Source organism: Streptomyces coeruleorubidus (assembly GCF_008705135.1).
GTDB classification, from domain to species: Bacteria; Actinomycetota; Actinomycetes; order Streptomycetales; family Streptomycetaceae; genus Streptomyces; species Streptomyces coeruleofuscus.
This window is the reverse complement of record NZ_CP023694.1, coordinates 8999790-9026789: the sequence shown is the minus strand read 5'-3', so window position 1 is coordinate 9026789 and position 27000 is coordinate 8999790. Positions and strand designations below refer to the sequence as shown.

Here is a 27000-nt window from a genome sequence, read left to right as displayed (position 1 = left end):
GTGCGCGGGCCTGCCGGTCGGGACGATGGCTGTGGTGGCACTGAACTGAGCGGCGAAAAGAAACAGAAAAGGCTTTCTGAGACGCTAGAACTCGACTCACCGCCCGTCAATCCCCCTGTAGCAGACGGCTCTTGGCCAATCACCGAAACCACTGAGAGCCGCTCGACCGAAACCCGTCGCGTAGTGTGTGACGCGAGACGAGACAGGAGAACTCTCATGGCAGAGGCCACCCGCCCCGCTCGTTCGCAGCCCGCCACGCTCAGCGATGTCGCCCGGCTGGCGGGCGTGTCGATCGCCACGGCGTCCAAGGCTCTCAACGGCCGCAGCCAGGTACGGGCGGAGACCAGGGAACGGGTCATCGAGGCGGCCGAGCGGCTGGCGTTCCGGCCCAACCAGGTGGCCCGGGGCCTGCTGGCCGGGCGGACGGGCACGGTGGGGCTGCTCACCAGCGACCTGGAGGGCCGGTTCGGGATCCCGATACTGATGGGTGCCGAGGACGCCTTCGGAGCGGGCGAGGTCGCGGTGTTCCTGTGTGACGCCCGGGGGGACGCGATCCGCGAGCAGCACCATGTCCGCGCGTTGCTGGGCCGCCGGGTCGACGGCCTCATCGTGGTCGGCAGCCGGACCGATCCGCGTCCGTCCCTGGGACGCGAGCTGCCCGTCCCCGTCGTCTACGCGTACGCGCCGTCGGAGGATCCGGAGGACCTGTCCATCGTCCCGGACAGCGTCGGCGCGGGCCGCATCGCGATCGACCATCTGCTGGCCTGCGGCCGTACTCGCATCGCGCACATCACCGGCGACCCCGGCTACGGCGCGGCGCGGGAGCGGGCCGAGGGCGCCCGGGCCGCGCTCGCCGACGCCGGCCTGGCGCTGGTCGGCGAGCCGCGGTTCGGGGCGTGGTCGGAGGGCTGGGGCCGGGCGGCCACGGCGATGCTGCTCGACCGGCACCCGGACGTGGACGCTGTGCTGTGCGGCAGCGACCAGATCGCCCGGGGCGTCATGGACGTGTTGCGCGAGCGCGGCCACCGGGTGCCGGAGGACGTGGCGGTGATGGGCTTCGACAACTGGCGTGTCCTGACGTCGGCGTCCCGACCGCCGCTGACCAGTGTCGACATGAACCTCGAACAGGTCGGTCGCGCGGCGGCGCACGCCCTGTTCACGGCGATCGCCGGCACGCGGCGGTCGGGAATCGAGACCCTGCCCTGCCGGGTGGTGATCAGGGGGTCGACGGTGCCGCTGTCGTGAGCCGGTCGCCGGTCACGGCGCGAGGCGGTCGAGCGCGGCCAGCACCGGTGCCACGCCGTCCTCCTGGGCCAGTCGGCGTGCCAGGGCCTGGGCGCGGTGGCGGTAGGCGGGGTCGCTCGTGGCGCGGCGCAGGGCGGGGGCGAGGACTTCGGCGGTGAGGCGGCGCAGCGGGACGGCGCGGGGTGCGGTGCCCAGCGCGACGAGACGGGACGCCCAGAAGCCGCCGTCGAACTGCACGGGCACCGGCACGGTGGGGACTCCCGCACGCAGCACGGCGGCGGTGGTGCCCGCCCCGGCGTGGTGGACCACGGCGGCCGTCCGGGGGAACAGCGACGCGTGCGGCACGTCGCCGACCGTGATCACGTCGTCGGCGTCGGCGGCGAGGCCCGCCCACCCCTGCTGGATCACGCCGCGCAGCCCCGCCGCACGCAGGGCGCGCACGATCTCGCCGCTGAGGTGTTCCGGGTCGGGCACGGTGGCGCTGCCCAGCCCGACGAAGACCGGGGCGGGCCCGGCGGCGAGGAACTCCTCCAGCTCCCCGGGCAGTGGGCGGGTGTCGTACGGCCACCAGTACCCGGCGATCTCCAGTCCGGGCCGCCAGTCCCGGGGGCGGAGCACCACCAGTTCGCTGAAGCCGTGCAGCACGGGCCACCGTGCCCGCTCATGGCTACGGCGGAGCACGGACGCGCCAGGCAGGGTCATCCCGTGCCGGGTGCGCAGCCGGCGCATGGCCTGCGTGAAGACCCGGTCGACGGCGGCGGTGACGGCCACTCCGCCCAGGCGGTTGCCCACGGGACCGAGCGAGCGGCCGCCGAGCATGGGCGCGCCGAACTCGCTTGTCGGATGCTGGGGTTGGAGGAACAGTCCCAGGCTGGGCAGGGTCAGGCCCGCGGCGATGGCGCGGCCCAACGGAGCCACGGCACCGGCGGCCAGGACGGCGTCCGCGCCGCGGGCCGCCTGTACCAGGGCGTCGGTCATCGCCTCGGCCGCGGACCGTGCCATCGACACCGCGCGCAGCAGCTTGCCGAGCCCTGTGGTGCTGGCGTGCAGGCTGCGGCCGCTGTCGGAGCGCGAGATGGCGTACGGATCGACCGGGGCCGGGCAGAACCGCACTCCGGAACCGGCGGTCAGCGGCTCGAACAGGCCGTGCGTGACGAGCGTGACCTCGTGCCCGCTTCGCGCCAGCCCCGCGCCCAGCCCGGTGTAGGGCGCGACGTCGCCGCGCGATCCCGCCGTCATGATCACCACGCGCATGGGTCCCAGTGTGGCCCGGCCGGGCGGGCGACACGCGGTGTACGGCGGCCGGTGTCCGGGAATCGCCGGTGCGGGTGATGCCTGTGTGTGAGCGAAGGGGCTTGTGTGCCGGAGGAGTCAGTCGGTGTCCAGTGCTTCGAGCAGGCCGGCGGCGGCGTGGCGCAGCCGATGGGAGGCGTCGGTGGTGAGGGCGGTCAGTCGGCTGTGGGCTTCCTCGCTTCCGGGTGGCAGCGTGCCGGTCGCCGCGACCCGGCGTCCGAGACCGAGCACGGCCTCGTAGCGGACCGGCTCATGCGGGTCGTCCAGGCCACGCAGGAAGCGCCGTACGTCGTCGTGGGTGTGCTCGTCGGTCTCGTCGTCCCCGTCGAGCAGCGACAGGGCGGCGGCCCGGACCTCGCCGGAGGCCGCGCCGTCCGCGAGGCGGCGTACGGCGGGCAGGGCCTGGGTGAGGCCGTCGAGGGCGTTGCGTCCGCGCCAGATGTGGGGTCCGCCGGCAGCGAGGCGGGCGACCAGGGCCCGGGCCACGGGGCGGCGTTCCCATGGGCGGAGCCCGTTCCAGACGAGTTCTCCGAGACCGTCGATCGCGCCGGCGCGCACCTCGTCGTCGGGGTCGTCCAGCAGGGGCAGCAGCAGCCAGACGGCGTCCCATCCTCCGCCGGCCCCGACGGCCGTGGCCGCGGCGGCCCGGGGGCGGGGGTGGACCGTGCGGTCGGCCATGACCGTGCGCAGGTGTGCGGCGGCCATCGACGGGGCCGCTTCCGCCAAGGCGCGTGCGGCCGGTGCTCCGGCTTCGGGATCGCGCAGCCACCGCACCGCCGGTACGGTCACCCGCTCGTCGCCCAGGCCTCCGAGGCAGCGCAGCAGGTACGCGGCCACCCCGGGATCCCGCTCGGTCCGCAGCGCCGCGGCCAGCGCGTCCCGCACCTCCGGCCGTGTCACGTCGAACAACCTCCGGGCCACGGCTTTCCGTACCTCGGCGGAAGGATCGCCCAGTCCCGTGAGCAGGGAGTCCAGGAGCTGCTCGGTGCAGCGGTCCGGCAGCAGGTCCAGGGCACGCACGCGGGCGGCACCCGGGCCCCGGCGGGCGGTGCGGATCACCTCCGCCCGTACTGCCGCGTCGTCCCCGAACCGGTGCACCAGACTCCGGGCCCGCCCCCACACGGTGAAGTCCGGGTCACCGAGCAGCCCGACGAGGGCCGTGACGTCCCCGGGTACGCCCAGGGCCCCCAAGCCGTCCAGGGCGTTGATCCGCAGGTGGTGGTCCGGGTCGGACAGCAGCCGTGCGAAGGACTGTGTGACCGCCGGTCCTCGGAGTCCCAGTCGGATGGCGGCGACCGAAGCCCTGCGCCGTACGCGGGGGTCCGCGTCCTCCATCAGCGGGACCAGCGCCTCGCCGCCCGCCTCGGGGTCCCCGAGCCGGCCGAGGGCCAGGGCGGCGGCCGCGCGCACGGTGGGCGCGGGGTCGCCGGCCGCCTCGGTGAGGACGCGGACGTACCCGGCCCCGCCCGTCCTCCCGAGCCCCTTCACCGCAGCCGCGCGCCGCTCCGGGTCGGGCGCCTCCGACTCGCGCAGGAGGAAAGCGATCTGATGGTCCGCCCCCATGGCCACCTCCGGGAAGGAAGACCTCCGAGCCGGGAGAAGGTTGCCCGGTGACCGGGGCGGGACCGGTTCCGGTCCCGCCGCCGCCCGGTGGCGTCAACTGCCGGACGGTGTGGGCCCGGTGTCCGGGCCGGCTTCCGGCACGATCACCGCCTGGGACGGGCTCTCGCTCGTCGGCTGCGTCGGTGCCGCCTTCCGGCGGAACTCCATGGTCAGGCGGTCCGGCTTGACCGTGACCACGGCCTGGGGCCGCGGCGCCGGGGAGGTGAGTTCGAAGGACTGCCAGGTCCGCAGGACGGTCGCCAGGATGATCTGGAGTTCGGCCCAGGCGAAGTTCTCGCCGATGCACTTGCGGCGGCCGTCGCCGAAGGCGAGGAACGAACCGCGGGTGGCCGACACGTTCTCGGGTGTCCAGCGGTCCGGGTCGAAGGCGTCGGGGTCGGCGAACACGTCGGGGTCGTGCTGGTGGAGGTAGGGGCTCCAGACCACGTCGGCGCCCCGGGGCACGAGGTGGCCGCCCAGGTCGATGTCACGAGTGGCGGTCCGGGTCACCAGCCAGGCCGGCCCGTACTTGCGGATGGCCTCCTGCAACACCCGGCGGGCGTACGGGAGGTGTTCGAGGTCGCCGTAGCGCAAGGGGCGGTCCCCGCAGACCTTGGCGAGTTCCTCGCGCAGTCGCCGCTCGATCCGCGGATGGCGGGAGATCTCGTAGAGCGTCCAGGCCAGCGTGGTTCCGGTGGTCTCGATCGCTCCGGTCAGCAGGGTGATGGCCTCGTCCTGGAGCTGCTGACGGGTCAGCGGGTCCTCGGCGGTCAGCAGAGTGTCGAAGAGGCCGGTCTGCTCCTCGGGGGCCGCCGCGTGCGGGCATCCAGCGGCGTTCGAGGCCGTTTCGGCGTCAGCAGCCGCTTCGGCACCGGGGGCCGTTACGGCGTCGGAGTCCGCTTCGGCGCCGGAGGAAGAGCGGGCTGCCCGGCTCGCACGGTGGTCGATGGCCTGGTCGATGAGGGCGCGCAGGCGGGCCACGCGCTGCGCGTGTGCCCGGTTGGCGGGCAGCGGCAGCCTGGTCACCCAGGGCGGGAGGATGGTCTGCCGGATCGTGCCCTTCATGATCTCCGGCATCAGCGCCGTGAACTCGCCCTCCAGGTGTTCGGGCAGGTCCGCGCCGAACAGGGCGACGAGGAAGGCCGCGAGCGTGACCTCGTTCATGTCCTCGTACACGTCGCGCGGCCGCGCCTCGGACCAAGCGCCGACCATCGCCGCGACCTGCTCGATCATGGCGTCGCCGCGGCCGGCGATGTGCGACTTGTTGAACATGGGCTGCATCAGACGCCGGTTGCGCAGATGGGCGTCGCCGTCCGCGATCGTGGCGAGCCCGTCGCCGAAGAAGACACGCAGAGCGTCGATGATCTTCCCGCCCTTGGCGTAGTGCGCGGCGTCGGTCACCAGGACCTTGCGAGTGAGGGCGGGATCGGTGACGACGTAGGCCGGGGTGGGGCCTATCCGGATGCGCACCACGGGTCCGTGCTCGCGCAGGGAGCTGATGAACGGCAGGGGACGGCGGGCGAGTTGGAGGCCGTGGCCGATCAGGGGGAGGCTTCCGGGGGCGGTGCGGGTGGGGGACGTCGCGGGAGCGTTCATGGCCGGTTTCACTCCTTGTGGGGGCGACAAACGATCGATGCATGCCCACGGCGTGGTGGTGGAACTCCCTGGCTCGGTGATCAGTGCGTCACATCCGGTTCGCGGAACAGCGGGTGGGTAGGCGCTCCCCCTCGCATTGCGGAGGTGGAGATGGACATCGGTATAGGCCTTCCCAACACGGTTCCGGGGACCGAGGGTTCGGTTCTCGTGGAGTGGGCCCGGCGGGCCGAGGAGGCGGGATTCAGTACGCTCGGGACGATCGGGCGGCTGGTCTACCCGGGGTACGAGGAGCTGGTCGCGCTGAGTGCGGCCGCCGCGGTCACCAGCCGGATCCGGCTGACGACGAGTGTGCTGCTGGGGCCGCTGTACACGAACAGCGCGCTGCTGGCGAAGCAGGCGGCCTCGGTCGACCGGCTCTCCGGGGGGCGATTCGTGCTCGGTGTGGGCCTGGGCGGGCGTGACGACGACTTCGCCGCGAGTGGTCTGCCCACCGAGGGCAGGGGGCGCCGGCTGGAGGAACAGCTGACGGAGATGAAACGCGTCTGGTCGGGCGAGGAGCGGGGGTTCGCCGGTGCGATCGGGCCGGCACCTGTGCGCGAGGGTGGTCCCGAAGTCGTCCTGGGCGGGTCGACGCCGGCCAGTTTCCGGCGGGTGGCCCGGCTGGCCGACGGCTGGATCATGGGCGGTGGCACGCCGGAGATGTTCGCGGAGGCGTCGGCCGGCGTCGATGCCGCGTGGAAGGAGGCGGGGCGTACCGGATCGCCGCGCAAGCTGGCGCTGGTGTACTTCGCGCTCGGCCCGGACGCCCGGGCGCTCGCGGACGGCTATCTCCAGGACTACTACGGCTTCCTCGGCGACGCCGCCGCGCAGGTCGCGGCGAGTGCCGCGGTGAGCGCGGAGATGGTGATGTCGTACGCCGACTCGTTCGCCGCGGCCGGCTGTGACGAGCTCATCTTCGTGCCCGCGGCGTCGGGACTCGAACAGGTGGGGCTGCTCGCCGAGGCGACCGCCTGAACGGCCGGCGCCCCGCCACTCACCCCTCGGTGGCGGCCGGTTCCGGGAGCGCGATTCCGGCCTGCTCTGCGCGGAGTTCGGAACGGACGAGTTCCAGGAGGCGGCCCGTCCAGTTCCGGCCGCGGCCGCCGTTGTCGCCCCAGAAGCCGGAGTCGGAGTCGTCGTAGACGAGTGTCGCGTCGTGCGTGTCCAGGAGGATCCGGGCGAGGGCCGGGTGCCTGGTGTACTTGGCCCTCAGCAGCGCGGTCATGACGGCGGTCCGGGCCTGTTCCCAACCGTCGCGCCGGGAAGCGCCTGCCGCGATGTCCCGGGCGGCGTACACGGTGTTCGCCTCCCTGATGGCGGCCCGGGCGTCGGGGTCCGTGGTGGACAGGGCCCAGTACGCGTGGGCGACGGAGGGGTAGGTGACGCCGTCGGCCGGGACGGGCGCGGGGAAGTCATTGCGCAGTGCAGTCGTGCCAGGGTCGTCCGGGACTGTGCGGAAATGGCTCTGGTACAGGTGGATGGCGGGGGCGAACGGTGTCGCGGGCCCGTCTGCCGGAACTCGGGCGGGCCGTTGCGCGATCCACCTCGCCCGCTCCTCGAAGTAGGCGATCGCGTCGTCGTATTCCTCCTGCGTGACCGGTTCGCCCGGGGCGCCGTCCAGGTGCTCGCCGGGTCCGGTCACCAGGACCTGGAGCGGCCAGTCCTTGCGGTCCATGTCGCCGAGCGCGTAGTGGCGTTGGGTCTCGGGAATGCCCAGGTAGGCGGCGCGGGCGGCGGTCCGGTTCTCCTCGGTCCGGTCGGCGAGGAACGCGTCGACGGCGGCCAGGCAGCGGTCCGTGGAGTCCGGGCGTCCATTGAGCTGGTCGATGGTGTCCCGGACCTCGGCCAGCAGCAGCTCGGGCGTGAGCCAGGTGCGCGGCTCGCTGAACCGCCACGCGGCCAGATCATGGGCGGACACCCTTGCGCCGTCCGGGAGTTCGGTGGCGACCCAGCCGCAGCGCAGCTTCTCCGCGAACTCCTCAAGGGTGACCAGGCCCCAGCAGTCGATCAGCCCGTCCGCGTAGATGAACAGGTCGGTCAGGAAGTAGTCGCCGTTGCGGATGAAGGCGTGTCGCCAGGTCCCGGGGACGCGGACGCCGTCCGCCGTGCGGTAGGTGATGCGGTTGCCGATCATCCCGGCATTCTGTCGGAACCGCTGGTCGGCGCAACGTGTTTGCCGCCTGGCGGCGACGCCCGGAGCCCTTCGCGGTGACGCCGAGGGTTCTTCGCTGCGACGCCGAGGGTTCTTCGCGGTGACGCCGGGAGCCGGGTCCTCCCCCACCGTCCGGAGGAGGGCCCGGCTCCCGGCCGCCGGTGGCTCAGGACGACTGGGCGCTCTGGTACAGGTTCTGTGCGTCCGCGCCGAAGTACGGGCCGTACATGGCGTTGGGCAGGAAGTTGTACTTGAAGCTGTTCACCGAGGACTGCAGCCCGGTCCCGGTGGCCGCGTTGAACTGGGTGAACCACGGGCCGCCGCTGGAGCCGCCGGTCATGTTGCAGGTCAGACCGTGGTCGCTGGAGAGCAGGAAGTCGCGGTAGGTGGTGCCGCTGCAGTAGATGAACTTCTCGCCGTCGTAGGGAGCGGCCGCCGGGAAGCCGAAGGCGTACATGGCCTTGCTGTAGCCGGTGTTGAAGGCCAGGCCCTGGCCGCCGACGACGTCGGTCAGCTTCTTGCCGTCCAGCGGGGCGACCACGGCGGCGCCGATGTCGTAGTTGATGTCCTCACTGGCCGTCCACTGCGGCGTGGAGAGGATCTTGGAGGCGGTCCAGGTGCCGTACGGGCGCTGCCCGTCGTGGTAGCCGGGCACGAACACCCAGTTGGTGTGCCAGGCGCCCTCCATCTTCACGCAGTGGCCCGCGGTGATCACGGTGCTCTTGTTGGCGCTGGTGACGGCGTTGCCGGAGCAGGAGGCGGTGCGCCCCTGGAAGGTGAAGAACACCCGCCCGGCGGTCTTGGTCACCGCTCCGCCCCCGCTCCAGGGCCCGCCGCCGTTGGGTATCGCCAGCAGACCGGCGTCGGAGGCGGGCGTGCTGGGTGCCACGACGGTCGCCTTGCCCTTGCGTATGTCCGATGTCCGCATGTCGGAGCGGTCGACGGACAGGACGTCGAGCGGGGTGGCGGCGCGCATCCGCTGGGGGGTCCAGAAGTCGAGGGCGCGTTCCTGCGCCGAAGGCGCCACCGTTCCCGGGTCGGGCGCGGCGCTCGCCGGTGCGGCGGTGACGCCGGTCGCCAGCAGTGCGGCGACGCCGGCGAGTGCGCCGAGGACGGTGCGACGAACGCGGCGGGTGCCGCTGCCGGAGGAGCGAAGGCTGCGAGGTGTGCCTGTCACGCGGTCTCCTTCTGCTGTGGGGGCCGGGTGGTGGGGCATCCACCCGGTCAGGCAGTGGTGTCGCTGCGAACCAGAGGGCAGCGTGCCACCAGGAGACTGATATGGACAGGTGCATGTCACCGAGATGACCGAAACACCACACATTCCCCGCGTCGGGGACACGGGCGCGTCAGGAACACGGGCTCGGGGAGAAGGGGCGGGCACAAAAGAACCCGGCCTCCACCGGGTCTGTGGTGGAGGCCGGGGCCGGAAGAGCCGGCGCCCTGGGTGTCAGAGGGGCGTGGGGCCGGCGTCGCCGCCCGGCTGGATGCGTCCGCGCCAGGCGCCGGACTCGCCGCCGCGCTTCTCGATGTACTGCTTGAAGCGCCTCATGTCGCCCTTGATCTGGCGGTCGATCGTGCCGAGCATGTCCCCGGCCTTCTCCACGGCCCCGCTGGGCTCGACCTCCATCACGAGCTCCACCCGGGTATGGGTGTCGTCCAGGCGCTGGAAGCGGACAGTGCCCTTCTGATGGGTGTCTCCGCTGGTCGTGCGCCAGGTGACCCGCTCGTCGGGCAGTTGGTCGACGATCTCGGTGTCGAACTCGCGCCGTACTCCGGCGACCTTGGTGGTCCAGTGGTTGTGACGGTCGTCCAGCTGCCTTACCTCCTCGACGCCCTCCATGAAGTTCGGGAACTCCTCGAACTGCGTCCACTGGTTGTAGGCAGTGTGGATGGGGACGTCGACTTCCACGGCTTCCTTGACGGTGCTCATCTGTCTGCCTCCGTTTTCCTGATCGACTGCTGGAGGCCCGTCGGCCCACACAGAGGTCCGGGCCCGGGGCGGGACGAGTACCCGGGATCTTGCGGTTGCCACACGGTTCGTGCCGTCCGGGAAAGGAAACGGAACCGGCCCGGCCGCCGATCGAACACGGATACGATCCCCGGCGTGCGTCTCCCACTCCCCCGCTCGGCCTCCGGCTGGACGATGGCTGTCTTCGGTGTGCTCGCCGCCGCCCTCGGCGCGGTGGGTTTGGTCTCACCGGCCACGCAGTTGTCGCTGCTGGGGCTGGCCGCCCCGGGCGAGCGTGCTGGCGGGGACTTCACGCCCGCGTTCCTGACGGCGTCGTCCATGGCGGCGCTCAACATGGGCGTGTACTACGTGCTGGCGGCGCTGGCCGACTGGCGGGCCTTCTTCCGGTGGACCGTTCCGTTCCGGCTGCTCACCTGCACGGTCTTCACCGCCGCGGCACTCAGCGGGAGAGCGCCGGGCGTCTTCGTCGGTGTCGGCCTGTGGGAGGGCGCCGGGGCGGTCGCCACGGGTGCGGCGTTGCTGCTGGAACGGCGCCGCCGGACGGACGGGCCGGCGCCCGCACCGTGACCGGACGGGACGGGACCCGCTGTTCGGTCACGGCGCGGGCGGGTCAGGCGGCGGAGGTGGTGGCCTTGGCCGTCTCGGAGCGGAAGCCGTGACCGAGCTCGCGGGTCAGGCCGTGGTAGTGGCGGAAGTTGTAGATGAGCGGGCTCCAGACGGCCGGGTCGATGTGGTGGGTGCCGGGTACGACGACGTGTTCGGCGGCGTGGACGCGCAGCACCTCGCACTCGACGCTGAGGAAGAGGCCCGCTCCGCCGGGTGTCAGCGCGCGTGCCCGGGCCTCCAGCTGGAGCGCGCACTCGGCCACGCGCGGCGGCTTCACGAGGTCGGCGGCCGCCGGAGTGAGCCCGGCCGCGGCGAACTTGTCGGGCTCGTAGCGGTACAGCGCCCGCTTGGCCTCCGGCACGGGGTGGGCCCCGGTGAGCGGTGCGAGGCGTTCCACGTGCTCCCACAGCTCCGGCGAGGCGATGTTGATCACGAGCTCAGGGCGCTCGGCGAGGTTGCGCACGGTCCTGCTCTCGCTGCCGATGCCCAGGACGACGTGCTGTCCCAGAGCCCAAGCGGAGGAGATCGGGGCGAGATTGCAGGAGCCGTCGTCGTTCTCGGTGGTCAGCAGCACGACGGGCGTGCCGAAGTAGAGGACGCTGGGCTGGATCACACGGTGGGTGTCGGTCGTCATGGCTCAGGACGCTACGGGCGGGACGTTTCGATGCGCGTCGAAGTGTCGGCCGGGGACAATCGGTCGGTGACCAGCCCCGACGTCCATGCCGAAGAACCGGATCTCGCCTCGCTGGCGGCGCTGCTCGCCGATCGCACGCGCGCCGCGATCTGTCTCGCCCTGCTCGACGGCCGGGCCTGGACGGCATCCGAGGTGGCCCGCCTCGCCGGTGTCGCGCCGTCCACGGCCACGAGCCATCTGAACCGGCTGGTGGACGGTGGTCTGCTGGCTCAGGAGCGCCGGGGCCGGCACCGTCACGTGCGCCTGGCGGACCCCGGCATCGCGGAGATGATCGAGGCGCTGGCGGCCAGGGCGCCCCGCCGGCTGGTCCCGGTCCGTTCGCTCACCGCTGCCCGCCGACACCGCGCCGTCGGATTCGCCCGCGTCTGCTACGACCATCTCGGCGGCTCTTTCGCCGTGGCGATGACCGATGCCATGACCGCTCGTGGGCTGTTGTCCTGGGAGTCCGGCCCGGCCCTCACCGCGTCCGGCGCGGCATGGCTGACGGACCTCGGGATCGCGGACGAGGCGGTGGGGGCGGCGGGCCGTCCGCATGTGCGTACCTGCCTGGACTGGACGGAGCGGCGCCCTCATCTGGCAGGCGCGGTGGCCGCAGCGGTGTTCCACCGCGCGCTGGAGGCGTCCTGGCTCGTGCACGGCGACGGCTCCCGCGTCGTGCGGCTGACGGATCAGGGGCGCGACGCCTTCCGACGGCACCTGGGCCTGGCGGACGAGGTGCTCACGACCGGCTGAGCACCTCCCCGCCCCGGGACGGCCGGCCGGCTCAGAACCGGTGCTGCTGCTGCGGCTGCCCGTACGCCTGGCCGCCGTCGCCGCTCGTGCTCTGGGCCTGCAACTGCTCCGCCTGTTCCTTGGTCACCTTCTGTTCCGCACCGCAGAAGGTGCACTGCGTGAGGTACTTCGTCGAGATCGGGAACAGCGGCACGAAGAACAGCGTGAACTTCGTGACGCGCTTCCTGAGCGTGTGCGCGGCGGGGTTGCCGCACTGACCGCAGACCAGCGTCAGTATCGCCAGCTGGTACAGATACCCCTTGGTGCCGAAGATGATCACGTGACGGTCCTTCCCGGGTCGGATCTTCCCCCAGTGTCCTGTATCGCGTTCCACCCCGGCGAACCGGTACCCGCGGGAGATGTGCCCTCGCTCGTGCGGGAGCCCGGCGGGGCGTGGTCCAGTCGGGTGAGAGCGTGCCGGGTGCCTCCCGGTGCGCCGATACCAGCTGAAGCCGTCCGGCCCGGGCCACCGTGAGGTGGCCCGGGCCGTGGCGTGCCGGTGTTCAGCTGGAAAGCGCCGTCAGCACCACGGTCTTGGCCTCCTCCTGGACCTGGCGGAGGTGGTCGGGGCCGCGGAAGGACTCGGCGTAGATCTTGTAGACGTCCTCGGTGCCCGAGGGGCGGGCCGCGAACCAGGCGTTGTCGGTGGTCACCTTGATGCCGCCGATGGGTGCGCCGTTACCGGGGGCCTCGGTGAGCACCGCGGTGACGGCGTCCCCGGCCAGGGTGTCCGCGCTGACCTGTGCCGGGGAGAGCTTGGCGAGCAGGGCCTTCTCCTCTCGGGACGCCGGGGCGTCGATCCGGGCGTACGCCGGTTCGCCGAAGCGGGCGGTCAGCGCGGCGTAGTGCTCCGACGGGGTCTTGCCGGTGACCGCCGTGATCTCGGAGGCGAGCAGCGCCAGGATGATGCCGTCCTTGTCGGTGGTCCACACGGAGCCGTCCCGGCGCAGGAAGGAGGCCCCGGCCGACTCCTCCCCGCCGAAGCCGATGGTGCCGTCGACCAGCCCGTCCACGAACCACTTGAATCCGACGGGCACCTCGGCCAGTTCGCGGCCGAGGTCGGCGGCGACCCGGTCGATCATGGCGGAGGACACCAGGGTCTTGCCGACACCGGCGGCGGCGGGCCAGCGGTCGCGGTGGGCGTACAGGTAGGAGATGGCGACGGCGAGGTAGTGGTTGGGGTTCATCAGGCCCGCGTCCGGGGTGACGATGCCGTGCCGGTCGGCGTCGGCGTCGTTGCCGGTGGCGACGTCGAAGCGGTCGCGCTGCTCGATGAGCGAGGCCATCGCGTACGGCGACGAGCAGTCCATCCGGATCTTGCCGTCCCAGTCCAGCGTCATGAACCGCCAGGTGGGGTCGGTGTGCGGGTTGACCACGGTGAGGTCGAGGCGGTGCTGTTCGGCGATCCGGCCCCAGTAGGCGACGGACGCCCCGCCCAGCGGGTCCGCCCCGATGCGCACCCCGGCCGCGCGGATGGCGTCCAGGTCGAGCACGCCGGGCAGGTCGGTGACGTAGGTGCCCAGGAAGTCGTAGCGGCCGGTGGTGGCCGCGGCGAGGGCCCGGGCGTGGGGGATGCGCCGGACGTCCTTGAGGCCGCCGCGGATGATCTCGTTCGCCCGGTCCTGGATCCAGGAGGTCGCGTCGGATGCGGCCGGGCCGCCGCTGGGCGGGTTGTACTTGAACCCCCCGTCGGCGGGCGGATTGTGGGACGGGGTGACCACGACGCCGTCCGCGAGGCCGGTGGTACGGCCGCGGTTGTGGGTGAGGATGGCGTGCGAGACGGCCGGGGTCGGCGTGTAGCCGTCCGCGTCGTCGATCAGCACCGTCACCTCGTTGGCGGCGAACACCTCGAGCGCGGTGACCCGCGCGGGCTCCGACAGGGCGTGGGTGTCGGCACCCAGGAACAGCGGGCCGTCGATGCCCTGGGCCGCGCGGTACTCGCAGATGGCCTGGCTGGTCGCGGCGATGTGGTCGTCGTTGAACGCGCCGGCCAGTGAGGTCCCGCGGTGTCCGGAGGTCCCGAACGTGACGCGCTGCCCCGGGTCGTCCAGGTCGGGGTGGAGCGCGTAGTACGCGGTGACCAGCCGAGCGACATCGACGAGATCTTCGGGACCGGCCGGACTGCCCGCTCGCTCGTGCTGCATGGGCCCGCTCCTCCACATGGATGTGATCCTTCGCTTGCGGTCTCATCCTTCCTCGTCACAGCCGTGACGCGCGAGAGGGGCACCACTGTGAGGGCCGGATGTGTGCCAAGCCACGCGGTGGACCGTCGGACCGCGCCACGCACCACAAGGAGGCGGCGCCGCTCACCACAAGGAGGCGGCGCGGCATGCCACCGGAACGCCCGGTGATGCGCCGCGCCGCCTTCCGGCCCTGTGGCGTCCTGCCGAGGGGATGCCCGTAAAGTCCCGCCTCGGGTCAGATCCGTCCGCCGGTGAGCCGGGTGAGCGGGCCATGCGTCTGGCGTCCCGCGCGGCGTCCCACGGCGTACGACGCGGCGCTCAGGGCGGTCAGGCCGGCCCCGACGCCCGCGGCGACGGCCTTGCGGTGGGCGATCACCGTCCAGGCCGTCTTCGCCGTGGCGGCGACCTGACCGGAGGCCGCGACGACGGCCTGACGGCCCGCCTCGACACTCCTGGCCGCGGTCTGCACGGCCGCCGTCGTCGTCTCCGCGGAGCGTTCGGCGCCTGCCTTGACGGCTGACGCCGCGTCATCGGCCTTGGCCGACGCGCGCTTCGCGGCCTGGGCCGTTGGCGCGGTCGCCTTGTCCGCGGCGCCCCGGGCCTTGGACTCCGTGGTCCGTATGGTGGTCGGCTTCTGATTCGTGCGCTTGTTCTCTTCAGTCATGGACTGCGACTTGCCTCTGACTCCGGCGGCAAACACGTTCGGTCGCGCACCGTCCGGGCGCGCGGAGGGCTGAGCCCCTCGTCGGAGGGGTAAGCGAGCTACAAGCAAGACGACGTCAGAACACGAAGGAAGTGCATCATGGCCGGCATCCTGAATCGCATCAAGCAGTTCGCCCGGAGCCCGCAGGGGCGGCAGGCCGTCGAGCAGGCACGGCGGGCCGCCGCCGATCCGCGCAAGCGGGCCCAGGCCCAGCGGCTGCTGGGCAAGCTCCGCGGGCGCCGCTGACCGGGCCCTCCCCGACCGGACCGGCCGGGGAGGGAATCCTCCCGGAAACCAACTCTTCGGGCACGCAAGTGTGTTCATGCCCGGCATGGGCACTTGTGTCGCATCACACTGAGAGGAGCTGGTTCGATGGACACGGCAGGCAACGGCCGGAAGGTCTGCGCGTTATGCGTCGCCGGTGTGCTGGCCGGCACGGTGCTGGTCGGCTGCGGCGACGAGGACGGCACGGGTGACGGCGCACGGGGTTCCTCGGCGCAGGGCAACACACAGGAGCAGGGCACGCAGGCGGTGCGCTCCGCCTACGACAGGACGGCCGAGGAGGACACCGCCAAGGTGAGGCTGCGGGTGCAGACCTCGGCCCAGGGCGCCTCGGAGTCCGCGAACGGCCAGGGCGCCGTGGACCTGGACGACGGCGACAGCGTCATGACGCTCACGGTGCAGGGGCAGCGGATCGAGCAGCGGGTGGTCGATCAGGTGCTGTACCAGAAGATGCCCAGGGGGCAGGCGCCGGGCGGCAAACCCTGGATCAAGATCGACCTGGGGAAGGTCTCCGCACAGCAGGGCACGGGCGACCGGTCCATGAGCGATCCGGCGCAGTCCGCGGCGTACGCGAAGGCGATCACCGACAAGGACGTGACCAAGAAGGGCACGGCCACGATCGACGGCGTCGAGACCACGCACTACCGCGTCTCGGTCGACGTCGCCGAGCTGCCCAACGGCGACGCGCTGCGGCAGCAGGTCGGCCCGACGCTGCCGATGGACGTGTGGCTCGACGAAGAGGGCCGCATGCGCCGTCAGCAGGTCGACATGACCCTCAAGTCCGCACCGGGGTCGACGCAACGGTCCTCAACCGATGCCTCGCCGTCGGCCCAGCGGGTGACGGTGCGCACGGTCATGGACTTCACCGACTTCGGCACCGAGGTGGAAGCGGACGCGCCCCCGGCCGGACAGGTCACCGACATGACCGGCAAGGCCCTGGAGCAGGGCAAGAAGCAGGGCTGACCCGCGCTCATCCCACGCCGCGGCTGCGGAACCGCCGTACGAGGTCGTCCGCGGCCGCCGCCCAGTCGGGGTGCCCGAACGTGAAGCCCGCGTCCAGGAGGCGGCCGGGGACGACGCGGCGGCTCTTGAGCAGCAGTTCGGTGTCCGAGCGCAGGACGAAGGCGCCGGCCTCGGCCATCAAGCGCGTCGCGGGCAGGCCCACCGGGACACCCCACGCCGTACGCAAGGCGCGCATGAAGTCGCGGTGCGGCAGGGGCGCGGGAGCGGCGAGATTGACCGGGCCCGCGATGTCGTCCCGGGCGACCAGGAACTCGACCGCCCGGACGAAGTCCTGTTCGTGGATCCACGACACATACTGCGCGCCGCCGGCGACAGGGCCGCCGAGGCCCAGGCGGGCCAGCCGCAGCAGGACGTCGAAGACGCCGCCGCGGTCCGGGCTCATGACCATGGCGGCACGCAGAGCCACCTTCCTGGTGTGCGGGGTGCCGGCCGTCCCCTGCTCCCGCTCCCAGGCCTTGGCGATGTCGACGCTGTAGGCCCAGTAGCCGGGGGCGCCGGGTTCGGTGCCGCCGATCACGCCGGTGGCCTCGTCGTTGGGCGCGTCGAAGCGGTGGGCGTAGACGGTCGCGGTGCTCATCTGGAGCCAGACCCGGGGCGGCCGCGCGGCTGCGGCGATCGCCTCGCCCACGACCCGGGCGGAGTGGACCCGTGAGTCCATCATCTCGCGGAGGTTGGCGGGGGTGTAGCGGCAGTTGACGCTCCGGCCGGCCAGGTTGACCACGACATCGCTGCCGTCGATCTCCCCCGCCCACGGGCCCAGGGTCGCGCCGTCCCAGTGCACGTCGCCCTGCTGCCGTGGCCGCCTGCTGAGCACCACGACGTCATGTCCGGCCGCGCTCAGCGCGCGCTTCAGGACCGTGCCGACCTGCCCGGTCCCGCCGGGTATCACGATCTTCATGTCACTCCCCCTCGACGTGTGAGAGTGACCCTAGCCCACATTTGAACGTGTTCAAAACTTCTGCCGGCGTAGGACTTAGCCTGCGCAGATGCACCATCGGGCAAGATGGGGGCCATGAGCGTAGTCAAGATCAATGTGCTGACCGTGCCCGCCGAGCAGCGGGAGACTCTGGAGAAGCGGTTCGCTTCCCGCGCGCACACCGTGGAGAGCTCGGACGGCTTCGAGTGGTTCGAGCTCCTGCGCCCGGTGGAGGGCACCGACACCTACCTCGTCTACACCCGGTGGCGCGACGAGGCGTCGTTCCAGGCCTGGATGGAAGGACCGATGAAGGCCGCGCACCAGGGCGGCGGCGAGGGCGGCGAGCGCCCCAAGCCCGCGGCGAGCGACTCGACGCTCTGGTCGTTCGAGGTGGTGCAGCAGGCGGGGCCGAAGGGCGCCTCGTGATGCGAAGGAGAACGCCTTAGTCGTCGCCTTGTTCCGTCGCCGGTTCGGCCGCGAGCACCAGGATCGCGATCTGCACCCGGTTCTCCAGTCCGAGCCTGGTCAAGATGCGGTTGACGGTGCTCTTCACGCCGGCTTCGCTGAGGCCGAGCGACCCGGCGATCCGCGCGTTCGAGAGCCCGCGGGCGACCAGTTCCGCGACGTCCCGTTCGCGCCGGGTGAGCGCCGCCAGCGGGTCGCCCGGGCCGCCGGGCGGCCCGTCGGCCGGTGACGGGCGGGGCCGCACGCCGGACAGCAGTGGCGGCGGCAGGTCGGAGAACGCCCGGATCAGCCGCCGCGTGACCGTCGGCGCGAGCATCGCCTCGCCCGCCGCGACCACTCCGATCGCCTCGGCCAGCAGCTCCGGCGTGGTGTTCTTCAGCAGGAACCCGCTGGCCCCGGCGCGCAGCGCGGCGTGCACGTACTCGTCCAGGTCGAACGTCGTCAACACCAGCACGCGCGGTCGCGGCCCGGGGTGCGGCCAGCCCCGGAGGATCCGCGCGGTCGCCTCCACCCCGGTCATGCCCGGCATCCGTACGTCCATCAGCACGACGTCCGGGCGGAGTTCGTACGCCGCCTCGACGGCCCGCGCGCCGTCCGCCGCCTCGCCCACCACCTCAACGTCCGTACGCCGCCGCAGCATCATCCGCAGCGCCGTCCTGACCAGCTCCTGGTCGTCCACGGTCAGCACCCGCACCGGCGGCGTCATCGGCCCTCCTCCGGCGCGTACGCGCCGTCGGTGAGCACGTACGGGCTGCCGTCCCGCGGCCGGAACGTGGCCACGACCCGCCAGCCGCCGTCCGGGACGGGTTCCGCGCGGAGCGTGCCGCCGAACAGCGCGGCGCGCTCGCGCATGCCGATCAGCCCGAGCCCGGAGCCGGGCATCGGGCGGCGGTCCGGGGCGGGCACGGCGTTCTCCACCGTGACGGTCAACCCGCCGTCCCGGCAGGCCAGTCCGACGCTTACGGGCACGGCACCGGCGTGCTTGCGCACGTTCGACAGCGCCTCCTGCACGACGCGGTACGCCGAGACCTGCACGGCGGGCGGCAGCTCCGCGACCGGCCCGGTCACCGTGAGCGTGACCGGGCAGCCCGCCGCCTCCGACTCCCCGGTCAGCCGGTCCAGGTGGCGCAGCGACGGCTGCGGGAGCGGCGCGGCGCCACTCTCCGGCGGCGGGTCCGCGAGCAACCGGACCAGGCCGCGCATCTCGTCCAGCGCGGTGTCCGCCGCCTCGCTGATCGCCGCCACCCCCTGACCGGCGGCGCGCGAGTCGTCCGGCAGAACGACGGTGACCGCGCGTGCCTGCAAGGCGATCGCGCTGACGTGGTGGGCCACGAGGTCGTGCAGATCGCGGGCGATCCGGGCGCGTTCGGCGGCCACCGCGCGCCGGGCGCTGACCCGCTGTTCGGCACGGAGCCGTTCGGCCAGGTCGCGCAGGCGCGCGGCGTCCGCGTACAGCCGGCGCCGTGACGCGCCCAGCAGCCATACGGCGGCGGCCATCGCGGCGGCCACCAGGTAGTCGGCGGGGCCGAGCGGGATGGCGGTGTCGGCCGAGGAGATCACGTTCAGCCGGCCGTCGACCCACTCCGGGACGAACAGCGTCGTGATGAGCGCGACGGGAGCCAGGAGGCTGCGCGGCGCGGGCGTGTGCCGTGCCACCGAGTAGCAGGCCAGGAACACGGACTGGGCGTTGTCGCCGAAGGGGTCGAGCAGTTCCCCCGTCAGATAGCAGACCGCTGTGGCGGCCAGCACGAGCCCCGGACGCGAACGCCGCCACACCAGCGGCAGGCCCGCCCCGACGAGCGGTGCCATGACGGCGGCGGTCGGGCCTGCGCCGTCGGGCAACGGCAGGCGCAGCCGGAGCAGCACGGCGATGCCGGTGAGGGCGGCGGCGACGAGCACGTCCGCGGGGCGCCCGGCGAGCCTGCGGCGCAGCGTGGCGGCGGACGCCCGTACGGAACCGGCCGACACCCGTGAGGAACCGCGCGGCGCCAGTGAGGACCGTACGGACCGGTCCGTTCCGTGTCGCCGCCACGAACCCCCCGTCATGCCAACCCCGTCCCTGTCCCCGTCCCCGGTCCCCGCTCGCCGAGCGGTCTTCACCCCCGCGGCCCTGCCGGCATCGTATGACCGGCGATCACAGGAGACGCAGGGCACGGAACGAAAGTTGCCCCGCCCGCCCCTCCCGGCGGACGACGCCCGCCCAAGGGCCTCGCTCCTAGCGTCGGTGGTGCTTTCCGCACACAGCGTCCGTACCTCTGGAGGATCCCGTGTCACCCAACCCGTCCCGACGGCCTTCCCGGTCGCGCCGCCGACACCTCACGCCGGCGATCGCCGCCGCCCTCGTCATGGCGGTCGCCGTGCCGACGGCCGTCACCGACGCCGTCGCGGGGGTGAACGACGACGCTTCCGCCTCCGCCGCCGCGCGGCACACGCCGTTCCAGCGGGATGCCGACGCCGTACGCGACACCGGCGCCATCGGCGTGCAGGCCCGGGTGAGCGGCGGCCGGCATGGTCCCGCCACCGTGACGAGCGGCACCGCCGACATCCGTACGGGCCGCCCGGTGCCCGACGGCGGCTACTTCCGGATCGCCAGCAACACCAAGACCTTCGTGGCCGCCGTCGTCCTCCAACTCGTCGGCGAGCGGAAGGTGGCGCTGGAGGACACCGTCGAGAAGTGGCTGCCGGGCGTGGTGCGCGGCAACGGCAACGACGGCCGGAAGATCACTGTCCGCCAGCTCCTCCAGCACACCAGCGGCATCCACGACGACTACCCCGCCATCGAGACGGCGAAGAAGTACTACGAGGTCCGCTTCCGCCCGTTCACCCCCGAGCAGCTGGTCGAACGGGCCATGCGGCACCGCCCGGACTTCCGGCCCGGCGAGGGCTGGGGCTACTCGAACGTCGGCTACATCCTGCTCGGCATGGTCATCGAGAAGGCCACCGGCCACACCTGGCACGACCAGGTACGGCAACGGCTGCTGAAGCCGCTCGGGCTGCGGCACACGTACTACCCGGGCGGCTCGCCCGCCGTCCGGAAGCCGCACGCTCGCGGCTACCAGCGGTTCGGCACGAAGCCGAAGCTCGTCGACGTGACCCTGTACGAGGACCCCAACGCGTCCGGCGGCCTCATCGGCACCACGGCCGATCTGAACCGCTTCTTCCGCGACCTCCTCGGCGGCAAGGTCCTCAAGCCCGCGCAGCTCAGGGAGATGAAGCGCACGGTCCCGTTGAACGACGAGTTCCAGGTGCCGTACCCGGGCGCGCGGTACGGGCTCGGGCTGATGAGGACCGGACTGCCGTGCGGCGGCTGGTCCTGGGGCCACGGCGGGGACGAGATCGGCTACATGAGCCGGAACGCGGTGAGCGACGACGGCCGGGTCGCCGTCACCGCCTCGATGTCCACCGGGTGGGCCACCTCCGTCGAGGACGTGCTGCGGCAGCACCGGGCGGGTGTGCGGCTGGTCGCGAACGCGTTGTGCCGGGAAGGGGGGCAGGCCGTACGGCCCAGGTGACGGGGCCCGGTGCTACCTCCCCGGGGGACGGCGGCCGGGGCTGGTGCTCAGGGTCGCCAGGAGCGTGACGGTGCGGCGGTACGGCCCACCGCCGCCGCCAGCTTGCGGAGTCGGCGCCAGTCCAGGCGGGGCGGCGCCTCGGGGACCCCGGGGCGGTTGCGGGGCACCCGGACGCGCAGGGCACGGCGGGCGATGCGGCAGTGGACGGGGGAGGGCAGGGTGAGGGCCTCGCCGTCGAGGCCGACCTCCAGGTGCGGTGCGTCGGCTTCGACGACCACGTGCTGGGCGGTGAGCACCGTGAGCCCCTCCGGGCGCGGGGCCAGCAGGAGTTCGGCCGCTTCCACGGCACTGTCGACGCGGACGGCGAGCACGCCCAGCTTCCCGGAGTCGAGCCGTTCGCGCCGGCCGAAGCCGAACGGGTCGTCCATGCGGTACGGGTTGTTGCTCACCAGCACGGCCTGAGGGTCGGCGATGGTGGTGCCGTCGGCGCCGGCCGTCAGCCGCGGGCCGCTCTGCCGGGTGAGCAGTTCGGGCAGCCGCTCCAGCGCCGCGCCCACCTTGTCCTCGCGATAGCCCGGGCTCTGGACGACGGCCCCGTACGCGCCGAACGACGCGTTGTTGACGAAGGGGCGGTCGTCGGCGAAGCCGAGGTCGACGCGGAGTTCCACCCCGTCGGTGAGGGCGTCGAGGCACGTGGACGGGTCGTCGCGGTCCAGGCCCAGGTCCATGGCGAAGTGGTTGCGCGTGCCTGCCGAGATGACGAGGAACGGCAGGCCGTGTTCCGCCGCGACGGCGGCGACCAGTGCCTGCGTGCCGTCACCGCCCGCGACGCCGAGCAGGTCGGCTCCCTCGGCCACGGCGGCCTTGGCCAAGGCGGTGACGTCCTGGTGCTGGTCCGGGTCGAGGAGGACGACCCGGGCACCCAGCGCCTCGGCCTTCTCCTTGATGCCGAACTTCCCGACCTTGCCGCCGCCGGAACGGGGGTTGAGCAGCAGGAAGGGGCGCTTCGGCGGTGGCGTGCGGTATTCCTTGACCCGTACCGGCCGCAGGCCCGTGCTGCGCAGGGCGTAGCGGCCGCTCCAGACCGCGAGGCACCACAGCAGCAGGGACGCGAAGACCACCCAGAGCAGATTCGCGACGGCGAAGAGGGTGATGACGGCGACGGGGGCGACGACGGCCAGCGCGGCCGCCGCCGTGCGGGCCGGTCCCCGGCGGGACAGGACCCACCAGACCGCGGCCGCGGTCAGGGCGAGCCCAGCCAGGCCGGCCGCGAGCAGCAGCAGTCCGTTCAGACCGCCGGTCACGAGGGGCAGCGACGCCGCCAGCGCCACCGAGGCCAGGGCTCCCCTGGCCGCCCATCTCTGCCGGCGGTGATTCCGCTCGATCATCGCCGATCCCATGTGGTTCCTCCGCTCGAAGGCGCGGGCGGACCTTCCGGACCGCGCCCGGCCGTGAAACATCGTGCCCGCCGACGGATCGGCATGGCTACCGCCATCCCTGATGGCTCCCCCGCCGTGAGTCATGTCAGACGTGACGATCTTCCGGGGTGGAGCCATCGGTAGCGTACGCGGCCCCGTGAGCGCGGTTCCGCGCACCGGGGCACGTCGGCGCACACCCGCGCCGCCGCTGCCGGCCGCGGACCCGCACTCCCCCTTGACCCAGTGAGTCTTATTACGCAACTCTGCTGGCACAGTCCCTGTCGACGAGGAGGCCGGCACGCGATGGAGTGGACGGGCGCGTACTACGCGGACAGACCGACGGTCGAGGTGACGACCTGGATCGCCGCTCCGCCGGAGCGGGTGTGGGCGCTGGTGTCGGACGTGACGCGGATGCCCGAGATGAGCGAGGAGGTGCAGTCGGTGCGGTGGGTCGACGGGTCCGCCGGTCCCGCGGTCGGGGCCCGGTTCGTCGGGCGGAACAGGCACGAGGCGTTCGGCGAGTGGGAGACGACCTCCACGGTCGTCGCGTACGAGCCGGGGCGGGTGTTCTCCTGGGCGGTCGGGGATCCGGACGAGCCCAGTGCCGTCTGGCGGTTCGGCCTCGCGCCCAGGAACGGCGGGACCGAGCTGTCGCAGTGGATGCGGATGGGGCCCGGGCGCTCCGGGCTCTCCTTCGCGATCGACGCCATGCCGGAGAAGGAGCAGAAGATCGTGTTCGTGAGGTTGCGGGAGTTCGAGCGCGGCATGACCGCCGCGCTGGAGCACGTCCGGCAGTGGGCGGAGGGGTGATGCGGACGGCGACGACCGTCGAGGCGTCGGGCCTCGGCTCCTGGTCCCGGCAGGCCGACTTCGTCGTCGAGGCCGAGAGACTGGGGCTCGACGTCTGCTGGGTGGCCGAGGCGTGGGGATCCGACGCCCCGTCCGCCCTGGGCTTCTACGCGGCCCGTACGGAACGGATGCTGCTGGGCTCCGCCGTCATGCAAGTCGGGACGCGCACGCCGGTGGCTCTCGCGCAGACGGCGATCACTCTGTCCAATCTCTCCGGCGGACGTTTCCTGCTCGGCCTCGGTCCCTCGGGTCCGCAGGTGATGGAGGGCCTGCACGGGGTGCCGTTCGCCCGTCCCCTGGCGCGTATGCGCGAGACGGTGGAGATCGTGCGGCAGGTGCTCGCGGGCGGCAAGATCTCCTACTCGGGCTCGGAGTTCAGGATTCCGCTGCCCGGCGGAGAGGCGGTGCCGATGCGCCTGTCCCTGCGGGCCGAGCACGCCGTGCCCGTCTATCTGGCCGCGCTGTCGCCCGCCATGCTGCGGCTGACCGGCCAGGTCGCCGACGGCTGGCTCGGCACCAGTTTCGTACCGGAGGGCGCGGCGGACGCCTACTTCGCTCCGCTGGACGAGGGGCTGGCCGCCGCCGGTCGCAGCCGCACCGGCTTCGACGTCTGCCAAGGGGCCGAGGTCGCCTTCGCCCGGGACGAGGAGGCGCTGGGCGCCATGGTCGCGGGCCGCAAGAAGGAACTCGCCTTCAGCCTGGGCGGCATGGGCTCCGCGTCGGCCAACTTCTACAACCGGGCCTACAGCCGGCAGGGCTGGGCCGAGGTCGCGGCGGAGGTACGGGAGCGCTGGCAGGCGGGCGACCGGGACGGTGCGGCCGGTCTGGTCACCGACGAGATGGTGCTGGCCACCACGCTCATCGGCACGGAGGAGATGGTGCGGCGGCGGCTGCGCGTCTGGCGGGACGCCGGGGTGGACACGGTCCGTCTCTACCCGGCCGGGGAGACCTTCGAGGACCGGCTCGACACCCTTGGCCGGGCGATCGAGTTGGTCCGTGAAACCGACGAGATCGGCGGCGCGGCCTGAACCCGGCGGCGGGTAAGCTCCGGTGCTGATCACCGGACGAACGACCAACGGGGGGACTCCGTGCGGGCCAGGGCCACCGTGACGACGACCGCACTCGCATGCCTGCTGGCGGGCGCCGCACTGACCGGGTGCGGCTCCGGCGGCACCGGCGAGGAGAAGTCCGCCGGCGACATCCTCGACGAGGCCAACGCGACGATGCGGAAGCTGAACTCCGTCACGGTCGACATCACCAACCGCACGACGAGCGGCGGTTCGGTCACCAACCGCCTCGTGACCGACCTCGACAGCCGGTGCAGATCCAGGACCACGTGGTCCGGGGGCAGCGCCCTGGAGCAGATCCGGCTCGGCGAGACCGACTACGTCCGGCCGAACCGGGCCTACTTGCAGAAGTGGAAGAACTACCCGGGCCTCACCGACGAGCAGAAGCTGTGGGTGAAGACGCCGGTGGACCCGGCCGGCGCCGGACGCGACGGTCTCGCCTCCTGCGAACGGCCCTTCGACTCGTTCGGCACGGCGCGCAAGGGCGGCTCCGCCCGCGTCGAGGGCACGGAGGCCGTCAAGTTGGTGGTGACCGACAAGGCGGACAAGGCGGGGACGTACACCTTCTACGTGGCGGCCGAGGGCAAGCCGTACCTGCTCAGGACGGTCTACAAGAGCGCCGCACAGCACACCACCACCTCCTTCAGCGCCTTCGACGAACCACTCGACATCCGGGCGCCGAAGGCGGGCGAGGTGCTGAGCGTGCCGGGCGGCAACTGACCCGCCGTCACGGGAGAGCGAGCGTCTGCCGACAGCGCTTTCCGTTGGAATTCGGCAGCAATTGGCCGAGCGGGGCGAATCGGCTCACAAGGGCTTGACGGGGCGGGATGTGCTCGGCCTACTGGAAGGCGCAGCGGGCCGTGTCGGGGGTCTGGTCCGGCGCCGGCCCGGCGGGCCGAACAGCTCCGTCCTCCCCCACCGATACGCGGGTCAGGGGTCTGATGGTGCGGCGAGGATGGGCAGCGGCGATGGGCCTGGTGGCGTGCCTGCTGTTGCTGCATCTCGTCGTCCCGGGGCTGGCGCGGGGCGGGCACCCGGCGGAGGCCGCGGCCACGGCGGCGGTGGATGCGGTAGATGCCGCGGATGCGCTGGAGCCGGGCGCGACTTCGGGCACCGAGGCCGAAGGAACCGGGGGCGAGAGGGCCGGGGCCGAAAGGGCCGGGGAGCCCTGCCCCTGCGGGGAGGAGCCGTCGGTCCGGCAGCCGGTGGCGCGGACGCCGAGGGCGGCGGGAGCGGCCCGGGCCGGTGCCGTGGTGGGCGGCGCGCCCCTGGTGGACCGGGGTGGTGCGGACGTCCGGGCTGCGGGAACGGCCCGGCGCCCGGGGACGGTCGCGCCCACCCCGAACGCCGTTGAGTTACAGACGTTTCGCTGCTGAGTGACGGCGGTACCGACAGGGCCTGCGCCGTGCGGCCCGAGTACTGCCTGGTGCCGGTACGCGGTGATGTGCAGGCCTTCGTGTGTCCCCATGCCGATGACACAGGAGGCGGAGTTGCCCGGAAAGCGTGTTCTGATTCTGAAGCCGGACGAACTGAGCCCGACCGACCAGAAGATGTGGCGGGAGATACGGACGGAGTCCGGAGCCCCGGCGAATCCTTTTCTCGACCCGGCGTTCACCACGGCGGTGGGGCGGGTCAGGCCCGCGGCCAGAGTGGCGGTGCTGCAGGACGACGGCTCCCCGGTCGGGTTCTTCCCGTACGAGAGGGGGCCGTTGGGGCAGGGCCGGGCCATCGGGCTCGGCGTGTCCGACAGTCAGGGTGCCGTGTTACGCCCCGGGATCCGGGTCGACGCCCGCAGGTTACTGCGGTCCTGCGCGCTGTCGTCCTGGGAGTTCGACAACCTCGAAGCCGGCCAGGGGGCCTTCGCGCCGCACGCGGTCGAGGAGCTCGCGTCCCCGGTCGTCGACATCGGCGAGGGGTTCGAGCGGTACGCCGAGCGGCTGCGCGCGAAGTCGCCGAGCTTCCTCAGACAGACCCTGGCCAAGGAGCGCAGGCTGGCCCGGCAGGTCGGCGAGGTGCGGTTCGCGTACGACGCCCGGGACCCGGATGCCTTGCGGGCGCTGATGGAATGGAAGTCGGCACAGTACCGGCGGACCGGCCGGCGCGACCGGTTCGCGCAGGAGTGGATCACGCGCCTGGTGCGGTTGCTCGGGGAGAGCGAGGAACCGGAGTGCCGTGGCGTGCTGTCCGTGCTGTACGCGGCGGACCGGCCCGTGGCCGCGCACTTCGGTCTGCGCTCGCGCACGGTGCTGTCCTGGTGGTTCCCGGCGTACGACCGCGACTACGCCAAGTACTCCCCCGGCCTCGTGCTCCAGCTGAAGATGCTTCAGGCCGCGGCGGCCGACGGCGTCGAGACGGTCGACCTGGGGAGCGGTCCGGCCCGCTACAAGGAGTCGCTCAAGACTCGTGACCTGCGGGTGTACGAGGGGGTGGTGGTACGGCCGGTGCCGGGTGGGGCCGTCCACTGGCTGGGCCGGGAGCCCGCGCGAGCCGCCCGTCGCTTCGTCCGCAACCGGCCCCGCCTGGCCGGCGCGGCGGCGCGGGCACTGGAGGAGGTGGGGCGGCTGCGCGGTCGCTGAGACCGGACAGCCCGGGCGCCCGGCTCCGGGGAACCGGGC

General features: G+C 72.7%; 26 protein-coding genes. 12 read left to right on the top strand and 14 right to left on the bottom strand.

Annotated features, from left to right (window positions below):
- Nucleotides 1-216 precede the first annotated feature (216 nt).
- A complete protein-coding gene (locus CP976_RS41110; RefSeq protein WP_150484926.1) occupies nt 217-1245 on the top strand; it encodes a LacI family DNA-binding transcriptional regulator in 1029 nt (342 codons plus the stop codon).
- A 12-nt stretch (nt 1246-1257) separates the two neighbouring features.
- Here the strand turns inward: CP976_RS41110 and CP976_RS41105 are convergent, their stop codons facing one another.
- The 3 genes from CP976_RS41105 to CP976_RS41095 form a co-directional block, all read right to left on the bottom strand.
- Nucleotides 1258-2499 carry a glycosyltransferase gene (locus CP976_RS41105; protein WP_150484925.1) on the bottom strand — a complete coding sequence of 414 codons (1242 nt, stop codon included), beginning with the start codon at nt 2497-2499 and terminating at the stop codon, nt 1258-1260.
- Nucleotides 2500-2616: 117 nt separating this feature from the next.
- Nucleotides 2617-4101: a HEAT repeat domain-containing protein gene (locus CP976_RS41100; protein ID WP_150484924.1), complete on the bottom strand. Its 1485-nt coding sequence runs from the start codon at nt 4099-4101 to the stop codon at nt 2617-2619.
- 93 nt (nt 4102-4194) lie between these two features.
- Complete coding sequence (locus CP976_RS41095) at nt 4195-5736, bottom strand: cytochrome P450 (RefSeq protein WP_150484923.1); 1542 nt, start codon at nt 5734-5736, stop codon at nt 4195-4197.
- A 150-nt stretch (nt 5737-5886) separates the two neighbouring features.
- Between CP976_RS41095 and CP976_RS41090 the strand changes: the two genes are divergently transcribed.
- The gene (locus CP976_RS41090) at nt 5887-6750 is read left to right on the top strand and encodes an LLM class flavin-dependent oxidoreductase (protein WP_150484922.1); all 864 of its coding nucleotides are present in this window, start codon (nt 5887-5889) and stop codon (nt 6748-6750) included.
- 19 nt (nt 6751-6769) lie between these two features.
- Here the strand turns inward: CP976_RS41090 and CP976_RS41085 are convergent, their stop codons facing one another.
- The 3 genes from CP976_RS41085 to CP976_RS41075 form a co-directional block, all read right to left on the bottom strand.
- On the bottom strand, nt 6770-7909 hold the full coding sequence (locus CP976_RS41085; protein ID WP_150484921.1) for an NADAR family protein: 1140 nt from the start codon (nt 7907-7909) through the stop codon (nt 6770-6772).
- A 184-nt stretch (nt 7910-8093) separates the two neighbouring features.
- Complete coding sequence (locus CP976_RS41080) at nt 8094-9104, bottom strand: trypsin-like serine peptidase (protein WP_150484920.1); 1011 nt, start codon at nt 9102-9104, stop codon at nt 8094-8096.
- A gap of 270 nt (nt 9105-9374) precedes the next feature.
- The gene (locus CP976_RS41075) at nt 9375-9857 is read right to left on the bottom strand and encodes an SRPBCC family protein (RefSeq protein ID WP_150484919.1); all 483 of its coding nucleotides are present in this window, start codon (nt 9855-9857) and stop codon (nt 9375-9377) included.
- Nucleotides 9858-10070: 213 nt separating this feature from the next.
- Between CP976_RS41075 and CP976_RS41070 the strand changes: the two genes are divergently transcribed.
- On the top strand, nt 10071-10463 hold the full coding sequence (locus CP976_RS41070; protein ID WP_150485724.1) for a hypothetical protein: 393 nt from the start codon (nt 10071-10073) through the stop codon (nt 10461-10463).
- Nucleotides 10464-10506: 43 nt separating this feature from the next.
- On the opposite strand, the gene CP976_RS41065 is transcribed toward CP976_RS41070, so the two are convergent.
- Nucleotides 10507-11136 carry a flavin reductase family protein gene (locus CP976_RS41065; RefSeq protein ID WP_150484918.1) on the bottom strand — a complete coding sequence of 210 codons (630 nt, stop codon included), beginning with the start codon at nt 11134-11136 and terminating at the stop codon, nt 10507-10509.
- 66 nt (nt 11137-11202) lie between these two features.
- Here CP976_RS41065 and CP976_RS41060 point away from each other — a divergent pair, with 66 nt between their 5' ends.
- Complete coding sequence (locus CP976_RS41060; RefSeq protein ID WP_373304889.1) at nt 11203-11928, top strand: ArsR/SmtB family transcription factor; 726 nt, start codon at nt 11203-11205, stop codon at nt 11926-11928.
- A 31-nt stretch (nt 11929-11959) separates the two neighbouring features.
- Here the strand turns inward: CP976_RS41060 and CP976_RS41055 are convergent, their stop codons facing one another.
- The 3 genes from CP976_RS41055 to CP976_RS41045 form a co-directional block, all read right to left on the bottom strand.
- Nucleotides 11960-12247 carry a zinc-ribbon domain-containing protein gene (locus tag CP976_RS41055; protein ID WP_150484916.1) on the bottom strand — a complete coding sequence of 96 codons (288 nt, stop codon included), beginning with the start codon at nt 12245-12247 and terminating at the stop codon, nt 11960-11962.
- Nucleotides 12248-12470: 223 nt separating this feature from the next.
- Complete coding sequence (gene pgm / locus CP976_RS41050) at nt 12471-14111, bottom strand: phosphoglucomutase (alpha-D-glucose-1,6-bisphosphate-dependent) (protein WP_150484915.1); 1641 nt, start codon at nt 14109-14111, stop codon at nt 12471-12473.
- Nucleotides 14112-14385: 274 nt separating this feature from the next.
- Nucleotides 14386-14814: a hypothetical protein gene (locus tag CP976_RS41045; RefSeq protein ID WP_150484914.1), complete on the bottom strand. Its 429-nt coding sequence runs from the start codon at nt 14812-14814 to the stop codon at nt 14386-14388.
- 138 nt (nt 14815-14952) lie between these two features.
- Between CP976_RS41045 and CP976_RS43150 the strand changes: the two genes are divergently transcribed.
- Nucleotides 14953-15099 (top strand): hypothetical protein, encoded by a 147-nt coding sequence (locus CP976_RS43150; protein WP_167537512.1) that lies wholly within the window; start codon nt 14953-14955, stop codon nt 15097-15099.
- 126 nt (nt 15100-15225) lie between these two features.
- Entirely contained in the window at nt 15226-16098 is an 873-nt protein-coding gene (locus tag CP976_RS41040; RefSeq protein WP_150484913.1) for an SCO4651 family lipoprotein, read from the top strand.
- 7 nt (nt 16099-16105) lie between these two features.
- Here the strand turns inward: CP976_RS41040 and CP976_RS41035 are convergent, their stop codons facing one another.
- Nucleotides 16106-17056 (bottom strand): TIGR01777 family oxidoreductase, encoded by a 951-nt coding sequence (locus CP976_RS41035; protein WP_150484912.1) that lies wholly within the window; start codon nt 17054-17056, stop codon nt 16106-16108.
- A gap of 114 nt (nt 17057-17170) precedes the next feature.
- Between CP976_RS41035 and CP976_RS41030 the strand changes: the two genes are divergently transcribed.
- The gene (locus tag CP976_RS41030) at nt 17171-17500 is read left to right on the top strand and encodes an antibiotic biosynthesis monooxygenase family protein (protein WP_150484911.1); all 330 of its coding nucleotides are present in this window, start codon (nt 17171-17173) and stop codon (nt 17498-17500) included.
- 16 nt (nt 17501-17516) lie between these two features.
- Here CP976_RS41030 and CP976_RS41025 read toward each other — a convergent pair whose 3' ends face one another.
- The gene (locus CP976_RS41025; RefSeq protein ID WP_167537511.1) at nt 17517-18245 is read right to left on the bottom strand and encodes a response regulator transcription factor; all 729 of its coding nucleotides are present in this window, start codon (nt 18243-18245) and stop codon (nt 17517-17519) included.
- Nucleotides 18242-19585, bottom strand: coding sequence for a sensor histidine kinase (locus tag CP976_RS41020; RefSeq protein ID WP_150484910.1), 1344 nt, complete (start codon nt 19583-19585; stop codon nt 18242-18244). Before CP976_RS41020 ends, CP976_RS41025 begins: the two co-directional genes overlap by 4 nt.
- A gap of 221 nt (nt 19586-19806) precedes the next feature.
- On the opposite strand from CP976_RS41020, the gene CP976_RS41015 reads away from it, so the two are divergent.
- The gene (locus CP976_RS41015; protein WP_150484909.1) at nt 19807-21051 is read left to right on the top strand and encodes a serine hydrolase domain-containing protein; all 1245 of its coding nucleotides are present in this window, start codon (nt 19807-19809) and stop codon (nt 21049-21051) included.
- Nucleotides 21052-21098: 47 nt separating this feature from the next.
- Here CP976_RS41015 and CP976_RS41010 read toward each other — a convergent pair whose 3' ends face one another.
- Entirely contained in the window at nt 21099-22451 is a 1353-nt protein-coding gene (locus CP976_RS41010) for a diacylglycerol/lipid kinase family protein (RefSeq protein WP_150484908.1), read from the bottom strand.
- Between the two features lie 321 nt (nt 22452-22772).
- Between CP976_RS41010 and CP976_RS41005 the strand changes: the two genes are divergently transcribed.
- The 4 genes from CP976_RS41005 to CP976_RS40985 all read left to right on the top strand — a co-directional run bounded on the left by CP976_RS41005 (nt 22773) and on the right by CP976_RS40985 (nt 26961).
- Nucleotides 22773-23279 carry an SRPBCC family protein gene (locus CP976_RS41005; RefSeq protein ID WP_150484907.1) on the top strand — a complete coding sequence of 169 codons (507 nt, stop codon included), beginning with the start codon at nt 22773-22775 and terminating at the stop codon, nt 23277-23279.
- Nucleotides 23279-24346, top strand: a complete 1068-nt coding sequence (locus CP976_RS41000; protein WP_150484906.1) for an LLM class flavin-dependent oxidoreductase — start codon at nt 23279-23281, stop codon at nt 24344-24346. Before CP976_RS41005 ends, CP976_RS41000 begins: the two co-directional genes overlap by 1 nt.
- Before the next feature lie 78 nt (nt 24347-24424).
- Nucleotides 24425-25105, top strand: a complete 681-nt coding sequence (locus tag CP976_RS40995; protein WP_229875945.1) for a hypothetical protein — start codon at nt 24425-24427, stop codon at nt 25103-25105.
- A gap of 752 nt (nt 25106-25857) precedes the next feature.
- Nucleotides 25858-26961: a GNAT family N-acetyltransferase gene (locus tag CP976_RS40985; RefSeq protein ID WP_150485722.1), complete on the top strand. Its 1104-nt coding sequence runs from the start codon at nt 25858-25860 to the stop codon at nt 26959-26961.
- Nucleotides 26962-27000: the final 39 nt, after the last annotated feature.